Origin of the sequence: Roseibium sp. (assembly GCF_050301095.1) — a bacterium.
Classification (GTDB): domain Bacteria; phylum Pseudomonadota; class Alphaproteobacteria; order Rhizobiales; family Stappiaceae; genus Roseibium.
This window is the reverse complement of record NZ_JBNKYW010000130.1, coordinates 17,681-35,531: the sequence shown is the minus strand read 5'-3', so window position 1 is coordinate 35,531 and position 17,851 is coordinate 17,681. Positions and strand designations below refer to the sequence as shown.

The following is a 17,851-nucleotide window of genomic DNA, read 5'->3' as shown; positions in this document are numbered from 1 at the left end:
GCCTACATCTGGTTTGGCAGCAACAGGACAAGCCCCGGCAGCGTCAACAGGATGATCAGCCTCAGGATGTCCACCATCCAGAACGGGGTCACCCCCCTGAAGATGGTGCCCGTGGAGACATCGCCGACCATGGCCCTGAGCACGAACACATTGAGGCCCACCGGCGGGGTGATCAGGCTGATTTCCGTTACGACAACAACGATGATGCCGAACCAGATCGGGTTGTAACCAAGTCCCGTGACGAGCGGAAAGAAGATAGGCACCGTCAGGAGCAGCATTGAGAGGCTTTCGAACACGCAGCCGAGAGCGATGTAGATCAGCAGGATCAGCCCCATGACCATCCAGGGCGCCAGATTGTAGGCAGTCACCAGATTGCTGAGGGCAGCGGGCAGGCCGGCGATATTGACGAAATTGGAAAAGATCCACGCGCCGATCAGAACCGCGAACAGGCTTGCCGCCGTCATCGCGGTCTCCCGCAGGGCTTCGAGCGTATCGGCCAGCGACAGGCGCCGGCGCGCCAGGGCAATCAGAAACGCCCCCATGGCCCCCATGCCGGCGGCTTCGGTCGGCGAGAAACTCAGGTTGAGCGGTTCCACGTCGAACACGCCGTAAAGCCCGCCGATGACCAGGAAGAACAGCAGCAGCACAGCCCAGACATCCTTCAGGGAGGCCAGTTTTTCCCTCATGGTCGCCCGCGTTCCGGCTGGACCCGCCTCCGGGTCACGCCAGACGGTGAAGCGCACGGCGGCCAGGTAAAGCAGCACGCCCAGAAGCCCGGGAATGACACCTGCCACGAACAGCTTGCCGATCGAGGTTTCGGTCAAAAGGCCGTAGATCACCAGGATGACCGAGGGCGGGATCAGAATGCCGAGCGTGCCGCCAGCGGCAATCGAGGCGGTCGACAGCTTGTCGCTGTAGCCGAACCGGCGCATTTCGGGCATGGCGACCTTGGACATGGTCGCGGCGGTTGCCAGCGAGGATCCGGAGATGGCGGCAAAGCCACCGCAGGCGACGATGGTCGCCATCGCCAGCCCGCCGCGGAAATGTCCGAGAAAGGCATTGGAGGCGGCGTAGAGCTCCCGGCTGATGCCGGCCTTGTTTACAAACAGTCCCATGAGAATGAACAGCGGCACGACCGACAGGCCGTAGTCCTGGCTGGTATCGATGATCAGCCTTGCCGTCATGGAGATCGAGGCCCGGTATCCGGATTCGAACATGAAGCCGATCATGCCGACGAAGCCCATGGCAAAGGCGATGGGAATGCGCAGCATCACGAGGGCCAGAACCGCTGCGAATCCGAGAAGACCTTCAAGCATGCGATGAGCTCATCAATTTCGGTGCGAAGACATGGCCGAGTCCGCGGACAATCAGGACTACGGCGGTAATTGCGGTCACGGCGGCGATGAACCAGCCGACATAGTGCAACGGCAGGCGCAGATACTCCATGACGTCGCCGTAGGAGCGGCTGCGCTCGGCAAGATCAAAGATGCGCTTTGCCGGCAGGATCAGGATCAGGCCGCAAAAGAGGTCGGTAAAGGCATTGCGCCAGCGCGTCAGCCCGACCCGCTTGAAGAAACCGTCCGTGAGGTCGACACAGATATGGCCGCCGTGAGCGGACACGACCGGCAGGACGGAGAAGACCATGATCGCCATCAGGAGGCGCGTCATGTCGGCGGCGACTTCGATCGGTGCGTTGAAGACGGATCGCAGAACCACGTCGCAGAACGTCATCACCATCAGGACGAACAGGGCGAGCGAAGCAAGCAGGGCCGGCAGGCGAACCGCAAACTTGAGAAGACGGGACACGTCCAGTTCCTTCAGCTGCCGGCGGTCCGGTGAAAACCGGACCGCCGGATCCGGTTAGTTGGCGGCCATTTCCTTCTTGACCATTTCATAGGCGGCCTGTGCGTCCACCCCGGCGTCCTGCAACTCGGCCAGAACCTTGTCCGTGACCTCCTTGGCAATCGCCTTGAAGGCGGTGATGTCAGCGTCGCTTGCCGGAGTGATCTTGGTTCCCTCGGCGTTCCGGGTCGCCTCATAGGCGATCTTGTCGGACTTGTCCCAGGCTGCGCCTGCCTTGCGGCTGGCCGGTTCGCCGAAGACCTGCCCGTCCAGCGCCTTCTGGACATCCTCCGGCAGGCTGTCGAACTTTTCCTGGCTCATGATGATGGCGAAGGAGCCGCGATAGAGCCCGCCCGGCATGTCATAGAGATACTTGGCGACTTCGTTCAGCTTGAAGCCGACACGCTCGCCGACGTTCATGGCCACCGCATCGGCGGCACCCGATTCCAGCGTTTCATAAACCTTGGGAGCCGGAACGTTGATGCCGATCAGGCCGAGGGACGCACCCACGTCACCGGCAACACCACCGCCGATACGGGTCTTCAGGTCCTTCATGTCGGCAAGGCCGGCGACTTCCTTGCTGGAATGGATCTGTCCCGGTCCGTGGGTATTCAGGGAAATGACCTTGACGCCACGATGTTCGTTCAACTGTGCAAGGTATTTTTCATGGACGCGCCAGTAGGCAACGGAGGCGGCCTCCGCATTGCCCTCGTAGCCCGGCAGCTCGATCAGCTTGGTCGCCACGAAACGGCCCGGCTGGTAACCGTGGAAAATGATCGCGATATCGGCGGCGCCATCCAGGATCAGATCCATCTGCGCCGGGGGCGGTGCGAGGCCGAAGACCAGCTCGCCGGTGACTTCGCCGCCGGTAGCCTCTTCCATGTCCTTGATCAGGCCGGCAAAGATCTCGGTGTTGATGCCATGGGTAGGCGGCAGCCAGCTAGAGATTTTCAGGACGGTTTCGGCCGAAAGCGCGGACGCGCTCAGGCACAGTGACACGGCGGTCGCGCCGACAAGCTTTAAAATCGAATTCATTTTCCTCTCCCTCGGAATGTGTCTCTCATTTCCAGGCGTTCCTCCTCGCCCGAGACCCAAAATCAATTCTTCCCTTCTACCAGGCTGCCTGTCAAGAAATATGAAACTGCATGTATTTTTCACAGCCTGCGAAGAGTCCACAAACGAGAGACCTCAACCGGAAGCGCTGGACACGATTTGCCGCCAGGCAATGAAAACGCAGTCTTTCCGTTACTTTAAGCGGTTAATCAGCAGCCAGGCTACCATCTCTCGTTCGAATTTCCTCCTACGTTCCGTAGCCCGTATTATTGACCGACCGGACGATTAATGCAAACACAAATGTCATCGCTTTTCAATTCTTGCGCACCCGGCAAACATGCCGTTGTATGTCCGGACAATCATTTTGGAGGAAAAAATTGGAAATCCCTTTTAAAACCAAGCGCATGCTCAATTTTGGCGATTGCGATATCTCCGGAACCGCCTATTTCCCTTCCTATCTCAACATCCTGAACGGTGTGAACGAGGAGTTCTGGCTGCATCTGGGCTTTCCCTGGCACAAGATCATCTGGGAGGAGCGCTGGGGCACGCCGACCGTTCACCTTTCCAGCGACTTCTCGAGCCCGTCCTTCTTCGGTGAAGAACTGGAGTTCGAGGTCACCGTCAAGCGCGTCGGCCGGTCCTCGGTCACCCTGCATCACGAGATCAGCTGCAAGGGGCAGAAGCGCTGGTCTAGCACGCAGGTGCTTGCCGCCAGCAATCTGGACGAACATACGTCGATCCCCTGGCCGGAAGACGTGAAGGCGGCCCTGCTCGCCTGCATACAGCCGGTCAACCCGGACAGTTGAACGGAATATGCTCTATATCGTCAGCGTCCCGACGCTGGCGCCGCCACAGACGTAGAGCGTCTGGCCGGTGACAAAGCTGTTTTCCGGATTGCAGAAGAACAGGAAGGCGTTGGTGACGTCGCGGACGGTGCCGATCCGTCCGACGGGAATGCGTTTGGCAAGCGCCTCCTGCTGCGGACTGTCCTTTTCGACTATGCCCCAGAAGTTGTCGGTCAGGATCGGCCCGGGGGCGACCACGTTGACGGTGATGCCATGGGGGGCAAGCTCCAGGGCCCAGGTGCGCGCCATTCCGATCATGCCGGCCTTGCTCGCGCTGTAGGCGGTGCGTGTCGGTGCTCCCAGCGCCGCCCGGGAGGCGTTGAACATGACGCGGCCGAACCTGCGTGCCTTCATGCCCGGCAAGGCCGCCTGCAGGAGCGTCAGCACCGATCCCAGATGCAGTTGCGCCAGACCGGTGATGTCCTCCGGCTTGGCATCCTCGACCAGGTTGGGCCAGATCAGGCCGGCATTGTGAACGAGATGCGTGACATCGAACTCCGCCGCGATCGTTTCAGCAGCTTTCGAGACGGCTTCCGGTTCGAGCAGATCCGCTTCCACCGAATGCAGCTTCGGATGGGCTTTTTCCGGAGCGGAGCGCGCCACGGAGACGACCGAATAGCCTTGCTCCAGAAGCCTGTCGGCGAGATCCGCGCCGATCCCCTTGTTGCCTCCGGTGATGACCGCAGTAAAGTCACTCATTCCGTCACCATTGCCAGAACCCGAAGCGGGCTGCCGGTTCCATTCTTGATTTTCAGGGGAGCCGCGATCAGGACGGCGCCGGTTGCCGGAAGCTGGTCCAGATTGGCAAGACATTGCAGCCCGTATTTGCCAGCACCGTGCAGGTAATAATGCGCCGGATAGGGTGGTACGTAATGCGCGCCCTGGCCGGCGTCCGTGCCGACCGTCTCGGTACCGAAGCCGCGAATGTTGCGTTCCTCGATCAGAAAGCGGACGGCCTCCGGCGTCGGCCCCGGCGAATGCGGTCCGTCCTCGCGCATGTTCAGATAACCCGCACCGCTGCGCTTCGACCAGTCGGTCCGCATCAGCACCCAGGCATCTTCCGGAACGCGGCCATGGTCCTGTTCCCAGGCCTGAATGATCTCCGGCGTCAGCTCGAAATCGTCCTTCTCCGTGGCCCCTTCGGAGCAATCGATCACCACAACGGGACCGACGAAGGCGTCTGCCGGGATCTCGTCGACGGAACCGTTGGGCACGTCCTTGCCCGAAATCCAGTGGCAGGGTGCATCGAAATGCGTGCCCGTGTGTTCGCTCATGGAGATGTTGTGCCACTTCCAGGCAGGGCCCCGGTGATCGTAGGCACTGATTTCCTCCATCCGGAAGCGCGCGCATTGGCCGAATTCGGGCGGCAGGACGATCACCGGAAAATCGGGATCGAGCGTGTGGGTCAGGTCGACGATCCTCACCGCTCCGGAAGCGAGACCGGAGACCAGCGTTTCCAGGCCGTTCATGCGCCCTCTCCCCCTTGCGTGAGTTCCCGTTCCAGAACCTTCGGATCCCGCCGCCAGCGCTCGCGGATTTCCTTGGCGACGTCGCCGCACCAGACATCCTCAAGGCCCTGCTGCAGTCCGCCGACCACGGCTTTCGCCAAGGCATTCGCCGTGACCTTTGGCGGTGGCAACGGCTGGTGCCAGTCGTCATCGTCCGGTCCGGCGAAGACGGTCATCACCCTGAGACCTGACGCGCGGAATTCGCCGCGCAGGGACTGGCTGAGCGAGAAAGCCGCGGCATTGGAGGCGGAAAAGCAGCCGAAATCCGGCGTGTTCGACAGGGCAAAGACGGACAGGATGTTCACCCAGGCGACCGCCGAATTGACGCCGTCGTTGGTGCGAGCACACATGCCCGGACCAAAGGCCTGAGCGAGGCGCATCAGGCCGAGATAATTTGTCTCCATTTCCTCGCGCGCGAAGCCGGTATCACCCCGCTCCAGAACGCCGCCGGGGCGCAGGAAACGCGCATTGTTGATGAGGATATCGGTCTTGCCGCCGATTTCGCCGGCCAGCCTTTCGACCGAGGACGTGTCGGTGACGTCGAGCGGCACCAGGCTCACCTTTTCAAGGCTTGAGAGTGCATCGCGATTGGGGTGCGGACGCCAGCTTTCAGATTCGCCGACAAAGACGGCGGCGGCACCGGCGCCAAGCAAGGCCGTCACGAGCGCTGGCGTATTCGGGTTTCTGAGATCGGTGATCAGGATGCGGCGATGCTTGGGATCGGCGGAAAGGGCGCGCATCTGCGGATCGTCTTCCATATGGTTCTTCCTGTCCCTTGGCACCGCCAGCAGGACGCCCTGACCGGAGGCGTCCAAACGGTTCAAAATCGTAACATCACCGCCCTGCTCGCAGTCGCCATGGACATGGCAAAGGACGACAGGACCGGCCTCGAGCTGGACCGAGCCCATGCGCCAGGGCATCCGCTCGCGGAAATAGAGCTTCGTGGAGGTGCGCACAGTCGTCTCCGCCAGCAGTCTGCCGGCGGGAGAGACATCCTGCCAGTTGAGGCCGGTCGACAGGCACGCCCGGCAGGCATCGCGCGGCGGATATTGCACCGTGTTGCATTCCTCGCAGACCTGAAGGGCAAAGCGGCCTTCCGCGGCGGCTGCCGTCAGGCCGAGCGCGGCGCGGGAGCGGGCTTCGGGCGGCCGCATCGGAGATGGCGTCCGCTTTTGCGGGTTTTTCTTTGACGGCGGTTGAAGCGGTTCGGTCATGCCTTGACCCCCGTCTTCAGGATCGCCGCGCTTGTGCAGACGCCGCGGTCATAATTGATCATGCCGAAACCGGACACCATGGCGGTTGCCGCATTCTTCACCTGCGTGCCTCCGGCGCTTCCCAGAACCTGGCGAAGCGCCTCCACCAGTCCAATGAAACCTCCGGCGGCCCCCGCCTGCCCTCCGGACAACTGTCCGCCGGAGGTGTTGTGCGGAAAGTCTCCGCTTATCGTCAGGTCATGGCTGCGCACGAAGGCGGGCCCCTCCCCCTTGGCGCAAAACCCCAGGTCTTCCATCTGCATCATCGAAATGACGGGATAGTCGTCGTAGGTCTGCAGCAGGTCGATGTCGTCCGGCGTACAACCGGCCATTTCATAAAGCTCGTCGATGTCGAGCGTCCAGCCGCCACGCAGCTGGACGGGATCGTCGGCATGGGCGTTGTGTCGCTCGATGGTTCCACCGATCACCGCATAGGGCAGATTCCGGCGCTCTGCTTCCTCGACGGACATGACGAGAAAACACTCCGACCCCGCGCAAGGCATGACGCAGTCGAAGAGCGCAATCGGATCGGCGATCGGACGGGCCTCCAGATACTGCTCGAGCGTCAGCGGTTTCTTCATGACCGCGTTCGGACTGCTCAGCGCGTTCGTGCGCTGCGCCACGCAGATCCGGCCGAAATCTTCCCGCGTCGCACCGTATTCCTGCATGTAGCGGTCGGTCAGAAGCGCGAAATTGGCATTCGGGCCGCCGTAGCCATAAGGATACGAGGCGTCCTGGGCGAAACGGGAAAAGCTCGACAACATGTTCCGGAAACTGTCGATGTGGTTGGTGTCGCCCGCAATACAGGCGACGATGTCCGCATCTCCCGCCTGAACCGCGCGGGCCGCCCGGCGCAGGGCGACGACACCGCTGGCCCCGCCCATGGGAATGTGATCCAGCCATCTCGGACAAAGCCCGAGGTGCTGGCTCAAGCCGACCGCGGTATCGGGAAACAGCGTGAAGCTCGCCACGGAAAACCCGTCCAGATCGGCGGGCTTCAGACCGGCGACCTCAAGCGATCCGCGCAACGCCTTTGCGATCCACCAGTGAGCTGTCTCTATGGAGTAGCGCTGGTAGGGGATCGAGACCGGTGCGGTGATCGCGACACCCTCGTAGCTCTGGCGTTTTCCCATCAACTGGCCTGCCGCTTCTTCAAATGACCGGTGACGATTGTATCCGGATTGTCCAGAAGACGAACCGCCATTTCCTTCAGGGCCGCCCGCTGGATCTTCTGGGTCGGGGTCAGGGGCAGCTTGTCGACAAAGGCGATGTAGCCGGGCGCCTTGTAATAGGCCATCTGTTCCAGGCTCCAGAGCGTGATCGCTTCCGCCTTCTGCCTGCTCGGGTCTTTCACCTTCAGGCAGGCAAAAACCTCGTCCCCGCGCACGGGGTCGGGCACCGGGGCGACACCGGCGGCCTCGATGTCGGGATGGCGCATCAGGATCGATTCCACTTCCACAGCGGCAATGTTTTCACCCGACCGCCGGATGACGTTCTTCTTGCGGTCGACAAAGAACAGGTTGCCGTCCGCGCCCCGGCGCACGATGTCACCGGTGTGGAACCAGCCCCCCTCCCAGGCTTCCTCGGTTGCGGCCGCGTCCTTGTAGTATTCGGAGAAGAAGCCGTAACGCGGGTCAGAGCCCGCGCGGCGCACCTGCAATTCGCCTTGAGCGGCTTGCCTACCGTTGTCGTCGATGATCCGGAATTCGACGCTTGGCTCCGGCTTGCCGATGCTTGCCTGAGCGACGAGCCGGTCTTCACCGGAAGCGGCGATGACGGCCCCGGCGCCGGTTTCCGTCATGGCCCAGGCTTCGACCAGCGGAAAGCCGAAGCGCTCCTCGAAGGCCACCTGCAGTTTCGGGTCGACCCCGGCCCCGAAGCCGAACCGCACTTCATGTGCGCGGTCTTCCGGCGACGGCTCGAAGCCCATCAGCATGGAGGGCATGACGCCCAGATAGTGCAGGCACGTTGCCTTTGACGCCGCCACATCGGACCACCACCGGCGCGGGTGAAACCGGTCCAGGACAGTCAGGCAGCCGCCGACGGTGACCATCGCCATGAAGGAATAGGCCATGGCATTCATGTGAAAGACCGGCAGCGGCGTGATCATGCGCTCACCACTTTCCGTCAGCTTCGCCAGTCCTCCCACATTGGCATACCAGTCACCGGCGAGCAGGAAGTAGGCATTTGGCAGCACGCAGCCCTTCGGCTTGCCGGTCGTGCCTGAGGTGTAGAGGATCGCCGCCTCGCGGGCCTCGCCTTCCAGGGGACGCGCGGTCACTGCATCGGCTCGCGGTCCGGGGATCGCGTCTCCGGGGGCAATTACCCTGGCCGAGATACCGGCGGCAACAATTGCCGCTTCAAGCTCTTCATGACGGCCAGCGATTGCCACGATCAGCGCGGGCTCCGAGTGGCCGATGAGATATTCCAGCTCCGCGGCCCTCAGATCCGGGTTGATCGGCACCACGGACCCGCCGAGGCGGTTAACCGCCAGCCAATAGAGGAAAAAGGAAGGCCGGTTTTCCAGAAGCAGGGCAACGCGCATGCCGGAGCCATACCCGGCTGCCGTCAGCCTTTCCGCGATGCGGTCCACGTCTTCCATGGCCTCGCGGTAACTCACTTCACCGGCCGAAATGCCGTAAAGCTCCGCCGTCCCGGGCAGGACATTGAGCAACGGGCGGTCCGGGTATTTCCCGACCGTCGCGGCAAAGGCTTCATAAACCGTCGCAGGTTTTGATGCAGTCATGGCAGCAGCTGGATATTGCCGAAGGCGGCGTCGCAATTGAGGATATCGACCCGCTTGTTGGCAATCCTGATGGCTCCGTCGACGACCGCAAGTTCATGTCGTGCGGTCAGGGCCAGAAGGAACTGCTCGTCGAGACGCGTTTCGACATAATGCATCGACGTGTTGGTTACGATGCGATCGCCTTCCATTTCGTCGATGAAGGGACGCTGGATCACGTGATGGCAGCGGCTTTTCGGCTTCTGGCTGAAGGTTCTGGCGCCGTTCAGCCGTTCCACGCGCAGGCGCAGCATGAACATGTCCTCATAGAGCAGCGAGGTCACCAGATGCGGATCGGTCTGCTTGTAGTCGAGCGGCATCCAGTAGTGACCGTCCTCGAGCCAGAGCGCCAGCCATTCGTCATAGCGCCCCTCGTCCAGCATCCTTGCCTCGTCGTAGATGAAGTCGATGACCTCTTCCCTGGATACCGTCATCACGCATCCTCCATCGTGGCTGTCATGAACTTCACCCAGGCGTCGAACTGGTTGCGCATCTGGCGTTCCGTGGTGCCGTTTTCCACCGCCTCCTGGCTGAAATCCTCTTCGCCGGTCATCAGGCGCTGAACGTTGACCCATTCCATGCCATTCGACATGAGGCCTTCCTGGGCCCGCTCGTACATTTCCAGGTCGTCGTGACCGACCATGGAGGTCGGCGCATTGATCATGCGGTTGTACATGGCGGTTCGCGCCAGAAGCTCGTCCGGAGCGCCGACCAGCCGGTAGATGTAGCTTTCCACCAGCGTCTTGTCGGGACCGAGGGGAATAAAATTCCTGAGCTGCTGGATCGGTCCCTTGATCATGATGTTCGGGAAATAGACCGTGTTGTGCCGGTTCTCGCCGAGGATCTCCTTGGCCCGCTCCTCGCCATGGGCCTCGCTCAGGGCCTCGAAATATCCGGGTATGGCGGAATAGTCCGAGTGGATCGAATGATGGACACCGGTATGTCCGTGACCGTTCGGCCAGGTCCGGATCCCCATCTTCTCGAAAAACTCGTAAGGCGACATGAAAGGTGCGATGATTTCCATCGCGGGCGGGCGCGGTTCCGGGTTGCCCATCTCCTTCCAGATGTTCACCGCCGTACCGGCCGAACTTTCGTGGGCGACCATCGGGTGGCAGGTGTCGGTCTGGTTTTCGACCAGCATTTTCCAGTTGCACTTGTGCATGTAGCGCAGCGGCGGCCCCGCAACCTCCAGCCGCCCTTCCGGCGAGCGGTCGACCATGTTGTCGATCGAGCTGAGGCTGTCGCCGAAATAGTCTTCAAACGCGATGCCCTCCGCAGCGAGGCGGGCAAAGACAAAGCCCCGGTAATTGCGAACGGCGCCGACCGATGCCATGCCCTTGGCATTCTCGGTCTCGGAAAATCCGGTGTCCTCGTAGCCTTTCTTCAAAGGGATAGCGAGCAGGCAGCCATCCGTCTTGAACGACCAGGCGTGATAGGGGCAGCGGAAGAACTTGCCCGTATTGCCTTCCCGGTCGATCGCGATCTTGGTGCCCTTGTGCGGGCAACGATTGTGCAGGACGTAGATCTCGCCGTCGGAGTGACGCACCTGGATGACCGGTTGGTCGCCGATCTGGGTTGTGAAATAGTCCCCCTTGTTCGGCGTCTGGCTTTCATGGCCAACGAACACCCAGGTGTTCGCAAACAGGTGCTGCATTTCCAGCCGGTAGATTTCCGGGCTTGTATAAACGTCCCGGTGGACCTGCGGCCCGGTAAACAGGGCGGCGATTTCACTGGCCGTTCGCATGTTGCTCCTCCCAGGAATGCGAAAACTTAGGGTTCGAGCCCTAAAGATCGAGAACCAGACGCGCGGATTTTGCGCGGCTGACACAAATCTGCATGATTTTGCCGGAAGCCTTTTCAGCGTCCGACAGAACGACATCCCGATGATCGGGCGTGCCGCTGATGACATCCGTCTGGCAGATGCCGCAGTCGCCGCGTTGACAGTCGTACATGACATCAAGGCCGGCATCCTCCAGCGCCTCGATGATGGTCTGGCCGGCGGCGACGGTCACAACTTGTCCGGTGCTGTGAACCTCGACCTCAAAGGCCGCGTCGTCCGCCTGTGCCTGCGAGGTGGTGAAGAGTTCCACATGGATTTCCTCTTCGGCAAATGCGGCATCGGTGGCGGCTGCGCGCGCGGCCCCGATCATTCCCTTCGGCCCGCAAACGTAGAGATGCGTTCCCTTGGGTTGAGAGGCCATCAGGGCCTTGAGATCGAGCGGCGCCGTGTCGTCGAAGTGGAAATGCGCCTTTTCGCCAAAGGCAGCTTTCAGCCTGTCGGCAAAGCCCATCCGCGAGGCCGTGCGCGCCGAATAATGAATCTCGAAGGACCGGTCCTTTGCCTGCAAGCGCGTTGCCATCGAAATCAGCGGGGTGATGCCGATCCCGCCTGCCAGCAGCAGAACGTGCGGCGCGTCCTCGCGAAGCGGAAAGTCGTTTTTCGGGTCAGTCACGGAGATGGCCTGACCGGCGGCCAGCGCATGCATCGCCTTCGATCCGCCCTCTCCGTCTTCCTCCCGCTGGACGGCAACGGTGTAAAGGTCCGACGGTTCCGGCCAGTCGATCAGGGAATAGGCGCGGTTGCCCAGGGAACCGAGATCAAACCTGACATGGGCGCCGGGCTCATAGCCGGGCAACTGCTGCCCCGTCTCGGCCCGAAACCTGAATACCCGGATCAGATCCGTTTCCGGCTCCACACTTTCAAGAACAAGTTTCAACAATAATGCCTCCTCCTGGATAAAATATGAAATTTCATATAAATTGAGTCAAGCCTCTTTTTTTACCAATCCCACCGGGCTAAATGACAATCGGGAAGTTCGCACACAGTTGGAGGGGGTGTTGACCCAGGCACCGGATAAATTCGTTTCGTCTTACCTGCTCTATCTGTTGGCGGCCTCCAGCGAGGCGGCCAGCCACCAGTTTCACCTGCGCGTTCGCGCCCTCGGCCTGCGTGTTCCCGAGTGGCGGGTCCTGGCCTGTCTCTATGACCAGGACGGGCTCATGATCACGCAGCTGGCGCGGTTCGCACTGATGGAACAGTCCAGAATGACGCGCATCATCGATCAGATGGAAAAGCGCGGACTGGTCGCACGCAGAAGCGACAAGGGCGACGGCCGCCGCGTCCGCGTCTACCTGACCGAAGCAGGCCAGAAACTGAGCGCGGAAGTCGTCGAAGAGGCCAAGGAACACGAAAGAACCCTGCTGTCCGCGCTGAACCCGTCGGATGCGGAGCGGATCAAACCGTCCCTGGAGAGGCTTCTGGATTCCCTCAACAGCTGGAACAGTGCCAACGAATAGGCTGGCGGGGACGACGGCTCACGCGCACGCTAAAGCAAGTGATTGATCGCCGCGTCGCCCAGCAGGATCACCAGGGTGATACCCACCAGCACCCAGCCGGCGGTCTCGAACCATTGCCCGGCTCCACCGACGCCTGCCGACAGGTTCCTCAGGTTGCCGGTGTAGGCGGGCAAGCCACTTGGCCGCGACCTGGCCGGGACAAGGACATCTCCCTTGCGCCGGCCCAGCACGCAGATTTCGTCGCCCTCGCGAATGACCCAGCCCTCCGTCTTGCCCTCCGAGGCGCCGCGGACTTCGCCGTAGCGCACCGTCCAGTCGATCCCCTTGCTCGCTTCAGCGGCGGCGATGGCGCGACACACGGCCCTGGGGAGGAAGCGTGGCAACACCGACGCATTGTCCCTGGCCTTTTGCACAAGCTCATCCGGAAGGGCCCGCTGCTTCATTCCAGAGACGTTCGGAAACCCGAGAAGCCGGACCGTACCGGTTGCCATCCGCACCCCCATCGGCCGCATGAAGAAACCGTCGAAACGGCACTCCTCGACCTGTTCCAGCCGGTTGCCCTTGCCCTTGCGGTTTTTCAGGTCGAAGGAACAAAAACGGAAAGCGAGCGGGGCCTCGGTGTCTTCGGCCGGCTCAAGAGAAACGGCAACACCCCGCGCGGCACACCAGACACCGTCCCCGGGCACCTTTCCGGCGGCAAGATCTTCCATCGCCCTGGCGTCCTCCTTCTCGTTCCGGCCCATGACGATCAAAAGGCGGCCGGAACTTGCCATCAGAGCGCAGATGAGGGCTATGATCGTGGGACCGGCGATCAGTAGACAGACGATCCAGATCGCAATGAAAAAAGCGGCCTGAACCGCCCACCGCTTCGCGACAATCATAACGCCGTTGATCAGCGCGCCCTGGCTTTCCGCTGACATGCCGTGCCCGTGCGTTCTCTATGGTCCTCACTTCGCTTGCCACGTTATCACATTTAGGCGTGTATCATGCTCAAGCGCCCGGGGAAGTTCGAGCACCATAAAGAAGCCCCGGCGGCAAGAACCTCCCGATTTACAAAAACCACCTTTTTCCGATAATCTTTGCGTTTCAGCAGGTTGGAGGACCCGCCCGTGCCGCGCCTGAAAGCTTTCCCGGATGACATTGCCTTCGACTGCGAAAACGGCCAGACGGTGCTGGAAGCCGCGCTGAAAGCCGATGTGCCGCTGACCCATGTGTGCGGCGGCAAGGCAAAATGCTCGACCTGCCGTATCTGGGTGCTGGAGGGTCTCGCCGCCTGCGGCGCGCGCGAGGGCAGCGAGGAGGAACTCGCGGAAAAGCTCGGCCTCGACCCGCATATCCGGCTCGCCTGCCAGCTGCGCCCGACCGCCGACATCTCCTTCCGCCGGCTGGTGCTGGACGAGACCGACATGGCGATCGCCAGCCAGATCAACCGCGACCACCACACCAACGCGGGTCAGCTCAAGAACGTGGCCGTGCTGTTCTCCGACATCCGGGGCTTCACCGAATTCTCCGAACACCTGACGCCCTATGACGTCATGTATCTCCTGAACCGGTATTTCGCCCAGGTCGGCGCGGTGATCGAAGACAACTTCGGCTTCATCGACAAATTCGTCGGCGACGGCATGATGGCGGTCTTCGGCATCGAGGACCAGGACGACGCGCCGCTCAGGGCCGTCAATGCCGGGCTGCAGAGCCTTGCCGTCGTCGACCGCATGAAGCCCTTTTTCGAGACCATGTACGGCATCGATTTCGACGTGCGCATCGGCGTGCACTGGGGCGAGGCCGTCATCGGGTCGGTCGGCTCGCCGGGACACGAAAGGCTGACCGCGCTCGGCGATGTGGTCAATCTGGCGAGCCGCGTGGAGGCGGCGAACAAGGAGGCCGGAACCCGGTTCCTGATCACCGAAGCGCTCTACAACAAGGTCAAGGACGATGTCGAGGTCGCCGATTTCCTGCGCGTGCGCCTGCGCGGCATGGCGGACCGCGTGACCCTCTACGACATCGAGACCCTCAAACCCGAAGCCGCGGAACGGCTGAACGCGCGCGAGGAACACGATACGCGGCGCATCGAAGGGCGGGACTGGTCCCGGCTGATCCCCGCCGATGAAATGCATGACGGCGAGCGGCGTATCTTCGAATTCCCGGACATGGATCTCGTCGTCGTGCGCCGCGAGGGAAAATTCTACGCGTTCAACAATGCCTGCCCGCATGTGAAGCTGCCGCTGTTCAACCGCACGGAACATATCGACGACCCCGAGAAACTGCGGCAGGACGAGAGCCAGGCCTTGGGAAGCGAAATCCTGTGCCGCTGGCATCACAGCCGGTTCGACATGGTGACCGGCGAAGTCATCAGCTGGTGCGAGGCCCTGCATGACGATGGCACCTCGCCCGGCATGGAAATGCTCGGTGACATATCCAAGAACCGGTCACCGCTGCGCATCTACCGCACCCGCGTCGACAACGGCCAGCTCTGGGTTTCGTTCGATTTGTGAGTTTGGCGGGGTTGAGGGACGCAAGGTGCGGCACCCTGCTGGTTTCTGCTACTCAAGTGTCCCATCGGGGACATCTATGTTTTTCAAGCAGGTTGCAATTTCTTCCGAATAAACGACGTCAGGAACTCCGCGCCCGCGATCAGATCCGCTTCGGCGGTGAATTCGCGCGGACTGTGACTGATGCCGTCCCTGGAGGGCACGAAGAAGAGAGACGAGGGCATCGCGGCGGCAAGCGCCAGGGCATCGTGGCCCGCCACCGTGTCGAGGCGGAGCGCGGCGATGCCTGCCTGCGCGCAGACGTCTTCCGCCAGATCGCGCCCCTCGGACGAAAGAGATGGAGACACCCGGATCGCATCGGAAAGGACGCGGTATCCGGTCCGGTCCGGCAGCAGCAACTCTTCAAGCCGCAGCAGAAAGACGTCTGCGAAAACGCGGCAGATGTCGGCGGACGGGTGCCGGATTTCCATCCAGACCGTGCAGGTTTGCGAAACAACATTCGCCGAGTTCGGGTCGTTTTCCAGCCGGGCGCAGGAGGTGTGAACGCCCTGTCCGAAGATCCGGCCCCAATCATGCAACAGGCAGATCGCCCGGGACGCCGCCAGAAGGGCATCGCGCCGCTCTTCCATCGGCGTCGGTCCGGTATGGGCGGGCGCGCCGTCAAAGGCGAGGCACAGCTTGCGCGCGGCCCAGGCGCTTTCAACGATGCCGATCTGCACGTCCGCTGCCTCCAGCCGGGGGCCCTGCTCGATATGGATTTCCACCGCATGAACCGGCTCATAAGGCAGTCTGTCCGTCCCGGCATAGCCGATTGCCAGCAGTGCCTCGCCGAGTGTCATGCCGGAAGCGTCGGCAAGGTTGAGTGCGGCATCGGACGTCAGCGCCCCTGCGAAGACCGAGGAACCGGTCAGGCTCGGAGTGAAGCGCGCGCCCTCCTCGTTGGTCCAGTTGCAGACGACAAGATCATGGCGGAAGGTTTCCCCGCTTTCCTTCAGCCGCCGCGCCGCAGTCAGTGCGGCCAACACGCCGTAGGTTCCGTCAAAACGCCCGCCGGTCGGCTGGCTGTCGAGATGGGAGCCTGCCAGAACCGCCGTTTTGCCGGTCTCGCTCAGGCGGAAGACGCCGAACATGTTGCCGACGGCATCCACCAGCACCTCCGCGCCTGCCTCTTCAAACAGCTGCCTAAGGTGATCGCGGGCTTTGCCGTCTGCTTCATCACCGGCCAGCCGGCACACACCGCCCTTGCCGCTCTCACCAATGCGGGCGAAGGCGTCCAGTTCGGACAGAAGCCAGTCGGCCCAGTCGGGCACGGAAACCGGTCTTTCCGGCAGCCCTGCCATGTCAGATGATCTCGAAGTAGCGCGCCATTTCCCAGTCGGTGACCTGGCGGCGGGCTTCCCGTTCCTCCCACATGCGGGAGGCGGCGAAATGATCGACGAAGGCGTCGCCGAAAATCTCCCGCGCAGCTGCGGAATTCTCAAGGGCTACCGAAGCCTCGCCGAGCGTGCGCGGCAGCTGGAAGCGATCCTCGCATGCCTGCGTATAGGCGTTGCCGGTCATGGCGCCGGAGGGCTCAACTTCGTTCTCGATGCCCCAGAAGCCGGCTCCCAGCGCTGCCGCCAGCACGAGATAGGGATTGGTGTCGGCACCCGGTATGCGGTACTCGACGCGCTGCGACTTGTCGCTGCCGGTGATCGCGCGGATCGCGACGGTGCGGTTGTCCACGCCCCAGGTGGCCGCAGTCGGCGCCCAGTAGCCGGGCACGAGCCGCTTGTAGGAATTGACGGTCGGCGCGGACAGGGCCGTGATTTCCGGCGACAGGCGCTGCAGGCCGCCGATGAAGTGGCGCATGGTCCGGCTCAAGCCTTCGGAACAGCTTTCGTCGCGGAAGACGCCCCGACCCTCCCGGTCCTGCAGGGACACATGCACGTGGCCGCCCTGCCCCGGCATGTCGCTGTTCCATTTGGCCATGAAGCTGGCGAAGAGGTCCATGCGCTGCGCCACGACCTTGGCGAAGGTCTTGAAGAGCACGCCGCGCGTGCCCGCTTCCATCGCCTCGTCCACACGGATCGCCGCTTCCAGCGCACCGGGCCCCGTCTCCTCGTGCAATCCTTCGATCGGCACGCCGAAGGCGTCGAAGAAGTCGAGCAGCCCCTGATAGAAGGACGTGTTGACCGAATTGCGGATCACCGAATAACCGAAGTTGCCCGCCCCGTGCGGTGTCAGGCCGGAAAACCGCTTTTCGGAGAGTGTTCGGGCGGTCTCCTCCACCACCAGAAACTCAAATTCGCAAGCCGCCTTGGCCCTGAAACCGAGCGCTTCGCCCCGCTCAAGCACCCGCCGCAGCACGCCGCGCGGACAGATCGGCTCCATCTCACCGGTGAACTCGCCCATGAAGAACATGACGCCCGGCTCGCTCGGCAGCGACCGCATGGTCTCCGGCAGGATACGCACCGGCGCATCGCCATATCCGGTGTGCCAGCCCGTCATTTTCGCATTGTCGTAAAGCTGGTCGTTCGAGTCCCAGCCAAGGACCACGTCGCAGAAGCCGAACCCGCCGTCGAGCGAGGACAGAAACTTGTCGCGGGCCATGTATTTGCCGCGCAGGATGCCGTCGACGTCACAGACCCCGACCTTCACATGGTTCGCCGGGGCCGCTTCGACCGCCGTTCTGATGTCCTCGACCGTCTTCACAGCGGCGGTATCAACCGTTGCAACATTCATGGAAGTCTCCCACGCGCAGGCCTTCAGGCGCACGGCACCAAACTGGCGCCGCCCCTTC

The 17,851-nt window shown here is 62.2% G+C and carries 17 protein-coding genes; 3 read left to right on the top strand and 14 right to left on the bottom strand.

The window, feature by feature from the left end; translation table 11 throughout:
- Nucleotides 1-2: 2 nt before the first annotated feature.
- Genes ACQY7U_RS12055 through ACQY7U_RS12045 form a run of 3 tightly spaced genes read right to left on the bottom strand, consistent with a single transcriptional unit; the run spans nt 3 to nt 2,877 of the window.
- On the bottom strand, nt 3-1,316 hold the full coding sequence (locus ACQY7U_RS12055) for a TRAP transporter large permease (RefSeq protein WP_428644748.1): 1,314 nt from the start codon (nt 1,314-1,316) through the stop codon (nt 3-5).
- Nucleotides 1,309-1,806 (bottom strand): TRAP transporter small permease, encoded by a 498-nt coding sequence (locus ACQY7U_RS12050; protein WP_428644746.1) that lies wholly within the window; start codon nt 1,804-1,806, stop codon nt 1,309-1,311. Before ACQY7U_RS12050 ends, ACQY7U_RS12055 begins: the two co-directional genes overlap by 8 nt.
- 54 nt (nt 1,807-1,860) lie before the next feature.
- Nucleotides 1,861-2,877 carry a TRAP transporter substrate-binding protein gene (locus ACQY7U_RS12045; RefSeq protein ID WP_428644744.1) on the bottom strand — a complete coding sequence of 339 codons (1,017 nt, stop codon included), beginning with the start codon at nt 2,875-2,877 and terminating at the stop codon, nt 1,861-1,863.
- Nucleotides 2,878-3,272: 395 nt separating this feature from the next.
- On the opposite strand from ACQY7U_RS12045, the gene ACQY7U_RS12040 reads away from it, so the two are divergent.
- On the top strand, nt 3,273-3,701 hold the full coding sequence (locus tag ACQY7U_RS12040) for an acyl-CoA thioesterase (RefSeq protein WP_428644742.1): 429 nt from the start codon (nt 3,273-3,275) through the stop codon (nt 3,699-3,701).
- A gap of 12 nt (nt 3,702-3,713) precedes the next feature.
- Here ACQY7U_RS12040 and ACQY7U_RS12035 read toward each other — a convergent pair whose 3' ends face one another.
- From ACQY7U_RS12035 to ACQY7U_RS12000, 8 genes are read right to left on the bottom strand one after another with little or no spacing between them, the layout of a single operon-like run.
- Complete coding sequence (locus ACQY7U_RS12035; protein WP_428644740.1) at nt 3,714-4,439, bottom strand: SDR family NAD(P)-dependent oxidoreductase; 726 nt, start codon at nt 4,437-4,439, stop codon at nt 3,714-3,716.
- Nucleotides 4,436-5,209: a cyclase family protein gene (locus ACQY7U_RS12030; RefSeq protein ID WP_428644738.1), complete on the bottom strand. Its 774-nt coding sequence runs from the start codon at nt 5,207-5,209 to the stop codon at nt 4,436-4,438. The genes ACQY7U_RS12035 and ACQY7U_RS12030 overlap by 4 nt, the downstream gene beginning before the upstream one ends.
- Nucleotides 5,206-6,462, bottom strand: coding sequence for an SDR family NAD(P)-dependent oxidoreductase (locus tag ACQY7U_RS12025; RefSeq protein ID WP_428644736.1), 1,257 nt, complete (start codon nt 6,460-6,462; stop codon nt 5,206-5,208). Before ACQY7U_RS12025 ends, ACQY7U_RS12030 begins: the two co-directional genes overlap by 4 nt.
- The gene (locus tag ACQY7U_RS12020) at nt 6,459-7,634 is read right to left on the bottom strand and encodes a thiolase family protein (RefSeq protein ID WP_428644735.1); all 1,176 of its coding nucleotides are present in this window, start codon (nt 7,632-7,634) and stop codon (nt 6,459-6,461) included. The genes ACQY7U_RS12025 and ACQY7U_RS12020 overlap by 4 nt, the downstream gene beginning before the upstream one ends.
- Complete coding sequence (locus tag ACQY7U_RS12015) at nt 7,634-9,247, bottom strand: AMP-binding protein (RefSeq protein WP_428644733.1); 1,614 nt, start codon at nt 9,245-9,247, stop codon at nt 7,634-7,636. The genes ACQY7U_RS12020 and ACQY7U_RS12015 overlap by 1 nt, the downstream gene beginning before the upstream one ends.
- Nucleotides 9,244-9,717, bottom strand: a complete 474-nt coding sequence (locus ACQY7U_RS12010) for an aromatic-ring-hydroxylating dioxygenase subunit beta (protein WP_428644732.1) — start codon at nt 9,715-9,717, stop codon at nt 9,244-9,246. Before ACQY7U_RS12010 ends, ACQY7U_RS12015 begins: the two co-directional genes overlap by 4 nt.
- A complete protein-coding gene (locus ACQY7U_RS12005; RefSeq protein WP_428644730.1) occupies nt 9,717-11,027 on the bottom strand; it encodes an aromatic ring-hydroxylating dioxygenase subunit alpha in 1,311 nt (436 codons plus the stop codon). Before ACQY7U_RS12005 ends, ACQY7U_RS12010 begins: the two co-directional genes overlap by 1 nt.
- A gap of 40 nt (nt 11,028-11,067) precedes the next feature.
- Nucleotides 11,068-12,000 (bottom strand): PDR/VanB family oxidoreductase, encoded by a 933-nt coding sequence (locus ACQY7U_RS12000; protein WP_428644729.1) that lies wholly within the window; start codon nt 11,998-12,000, stop codon nt 11,068-11,070.
- Between the two features lie 118 nt (nt 12,001-12,118).
- Between ACQY7U_RS12000 and ACQY7U_RS11995 the strand changes: the two genes are divergently transcribed.
- Nucleotides 12,119-12,580: a MarR family winged helix-turn-helix transcriptional regulator gene (locus ACQY7U_RS11995; RefSeq protein WP_428644727.1), complete on the top strand. Its 462-nt coding sequence runs from the start codon at nt 12,119-12,121 to the stop codon at nt 12,578-12,580.
- A 29-nt stretch (nt 12,581-12,609) separates the two neighbouring features.
- On the opposite strand, the gene ACQY7U_RS11990 is transcribed toward ACQY7U_RS11995, so the two are convergent.
- Entirely contained in the window at nt 12,610-13,500 is an 891-nt protein-coding gene (locus ACQY7U_RS11990; RefSeq protein WP_428644725.1) for a hypothetical protein, read from the bottom strand.
- Between the two features lie 189 nt (nt 13,501-13,689).
- On the opposite strand from ACQY7U_RS11990, the gene ACQY7U_RS11985 reads away from it, so the two are divergent.
- Complete coding sequence (locus ACQY7U_RS11985; RefSeq protein ID WP_428644723.1) at nt 13,690-15,072, top strand: adenylate/guanylate cyclase domain-containing protein; 1,383 nt, start codon at nt 13,690-13,692, stop codon at nt 15,070-15,072.
- A gap of 83 nt (nt 15,073-15,155) precedes the next feature.
- On the opposite strand, the gene ACQY7U_RS11980 is transcribed toward ACQY7U_RS11985, so the two are convergent.
- Both ACQY7U_RS11980 and ACQY7U_RS11975 read right to left on the bottom strand, forming a co-directional pair.
- Nucleotides 15,156-16,409 (bottom strand): M20 family metallo-hydrolase, encoded by a 1,254-nt coding sequence (locus tag ACQY7U_RS11980; protein ID WP_428644722.1) that lies wholly within the window; start codon nt 16,407-16,409, stop codon nt 15,156-15,158.
- A gap of 1 nt (nt 16,410) precedes the next feature.
- Nucleotides 16,411-17,793 (bottom strand): glutamine synthetase family protein, encoded by a 1,383-nt coding sequence (locus tag ACQY7U_RS11975; RefSeq protein ID WP_428644720.1) that lies wholly within the window; start codon nt 17,791-17,793, stop codon nt 16,411-16,413.
- Nucleotides 17,794-17,851: the final 58 nt, after the last annotated feature.

What these genes read in the sequence shown, in the direction of transcription:
- ACQY7U_RS12055 (WP_428644748.1), bottom strand. Translation starts at nt 1,316, where the DNA reads ATGCTTGAAGGTCTTCTCGGATTCGCAGCGGTTCTGGCCCTCGTGATG.
- ACQY7U_RS12045 (WP_428644744.1), bottom strand. Translation starts at nt 2,877, where the DNA reads ATGAATTCGATTTTAAAGCTTGTCGGCGCGACCGCCGTGTCACTGTGC.
- ACQY7U_RS12035 (WP_428644740.1), bottom strand. Translation starts at nt 4,439, where the DNA reads ATGAGTGACTTTACTGCGGTCATCACCGGAGGCAACAAGGGGATCGGC.
- ACQY7U_RS12030 (WP_428644738.1), bottom strand. Translation starts at nt 5,209, where the DNA reads ATGAACGGCCTGGAAACGCTGGTCTCCGGTCTCGCTTCCGGAGCGGTG.
- ACQY7U_RS12025 (WP_428644736.1), bottom strand. Translation starts at nt 6,462, where the DNA reads ATGACCGAACCGCTTCAACCGCCGTCAAAGAAAAACCCGCAAAAGCGG.
- ACQY7U_RS12020 (WP_428644735.1), bottom strand. Translation starts at nt 7,634, where the DNA reads ATGGGAAAACGCCAGAGCTACGAGGGTGTCGCGATCACCGCACCGGTC.
- ACQY7U_RS12015 (WP_428644733.1), bottom strand. Translation starts at nt 9,247, where the DNA reads ATGACTGCATCAAAACCTGCGACGGTTTATGAAGCCTTTGCCGCGACG.
- ACQY7U_RS12010 (WP_428644732.1), bottom strand. Translation starts at nt 9,717, where the DNA reads ATGACGGTATCCAGGGAAGAGGTCATCGACTTCATCTACGACGAGGCA.
- ACQY7U_RS12005 (WP_428644730.1), bottom strand. Translation starts at nt 11,027, where the DNA reads ATGCGAACGGCCAGTGAAATCGCCGCCCTGTTTACCGGGCCGCAGGTC.
- ACQY7U_RS11990 (WP_428644725.1), bottom strand. Translation starts at nt 13,500, where the DNA reads ATGTCAGCGGAAAGCCAGGGCGCGCTGATCAACGGCGTTATGATTGTC.
- ACQY7U_RS11980 (WP_428644722.1), bottom strand. Translation starts at nt 16,409, where the DNA reads ATGGCAGGGCTGCCGGAAAGACCGGTTTCCGTGCCCGACTGGGCCGAC.
- ACQY7U_RS11975 (WP_428644720.1), bottom strand. Translation starts at nt 17,793, where the DNA reads ATGAATGTTGCAACGGTTGATACCGCCGCTGTGAAGACGGTCGAGGAC.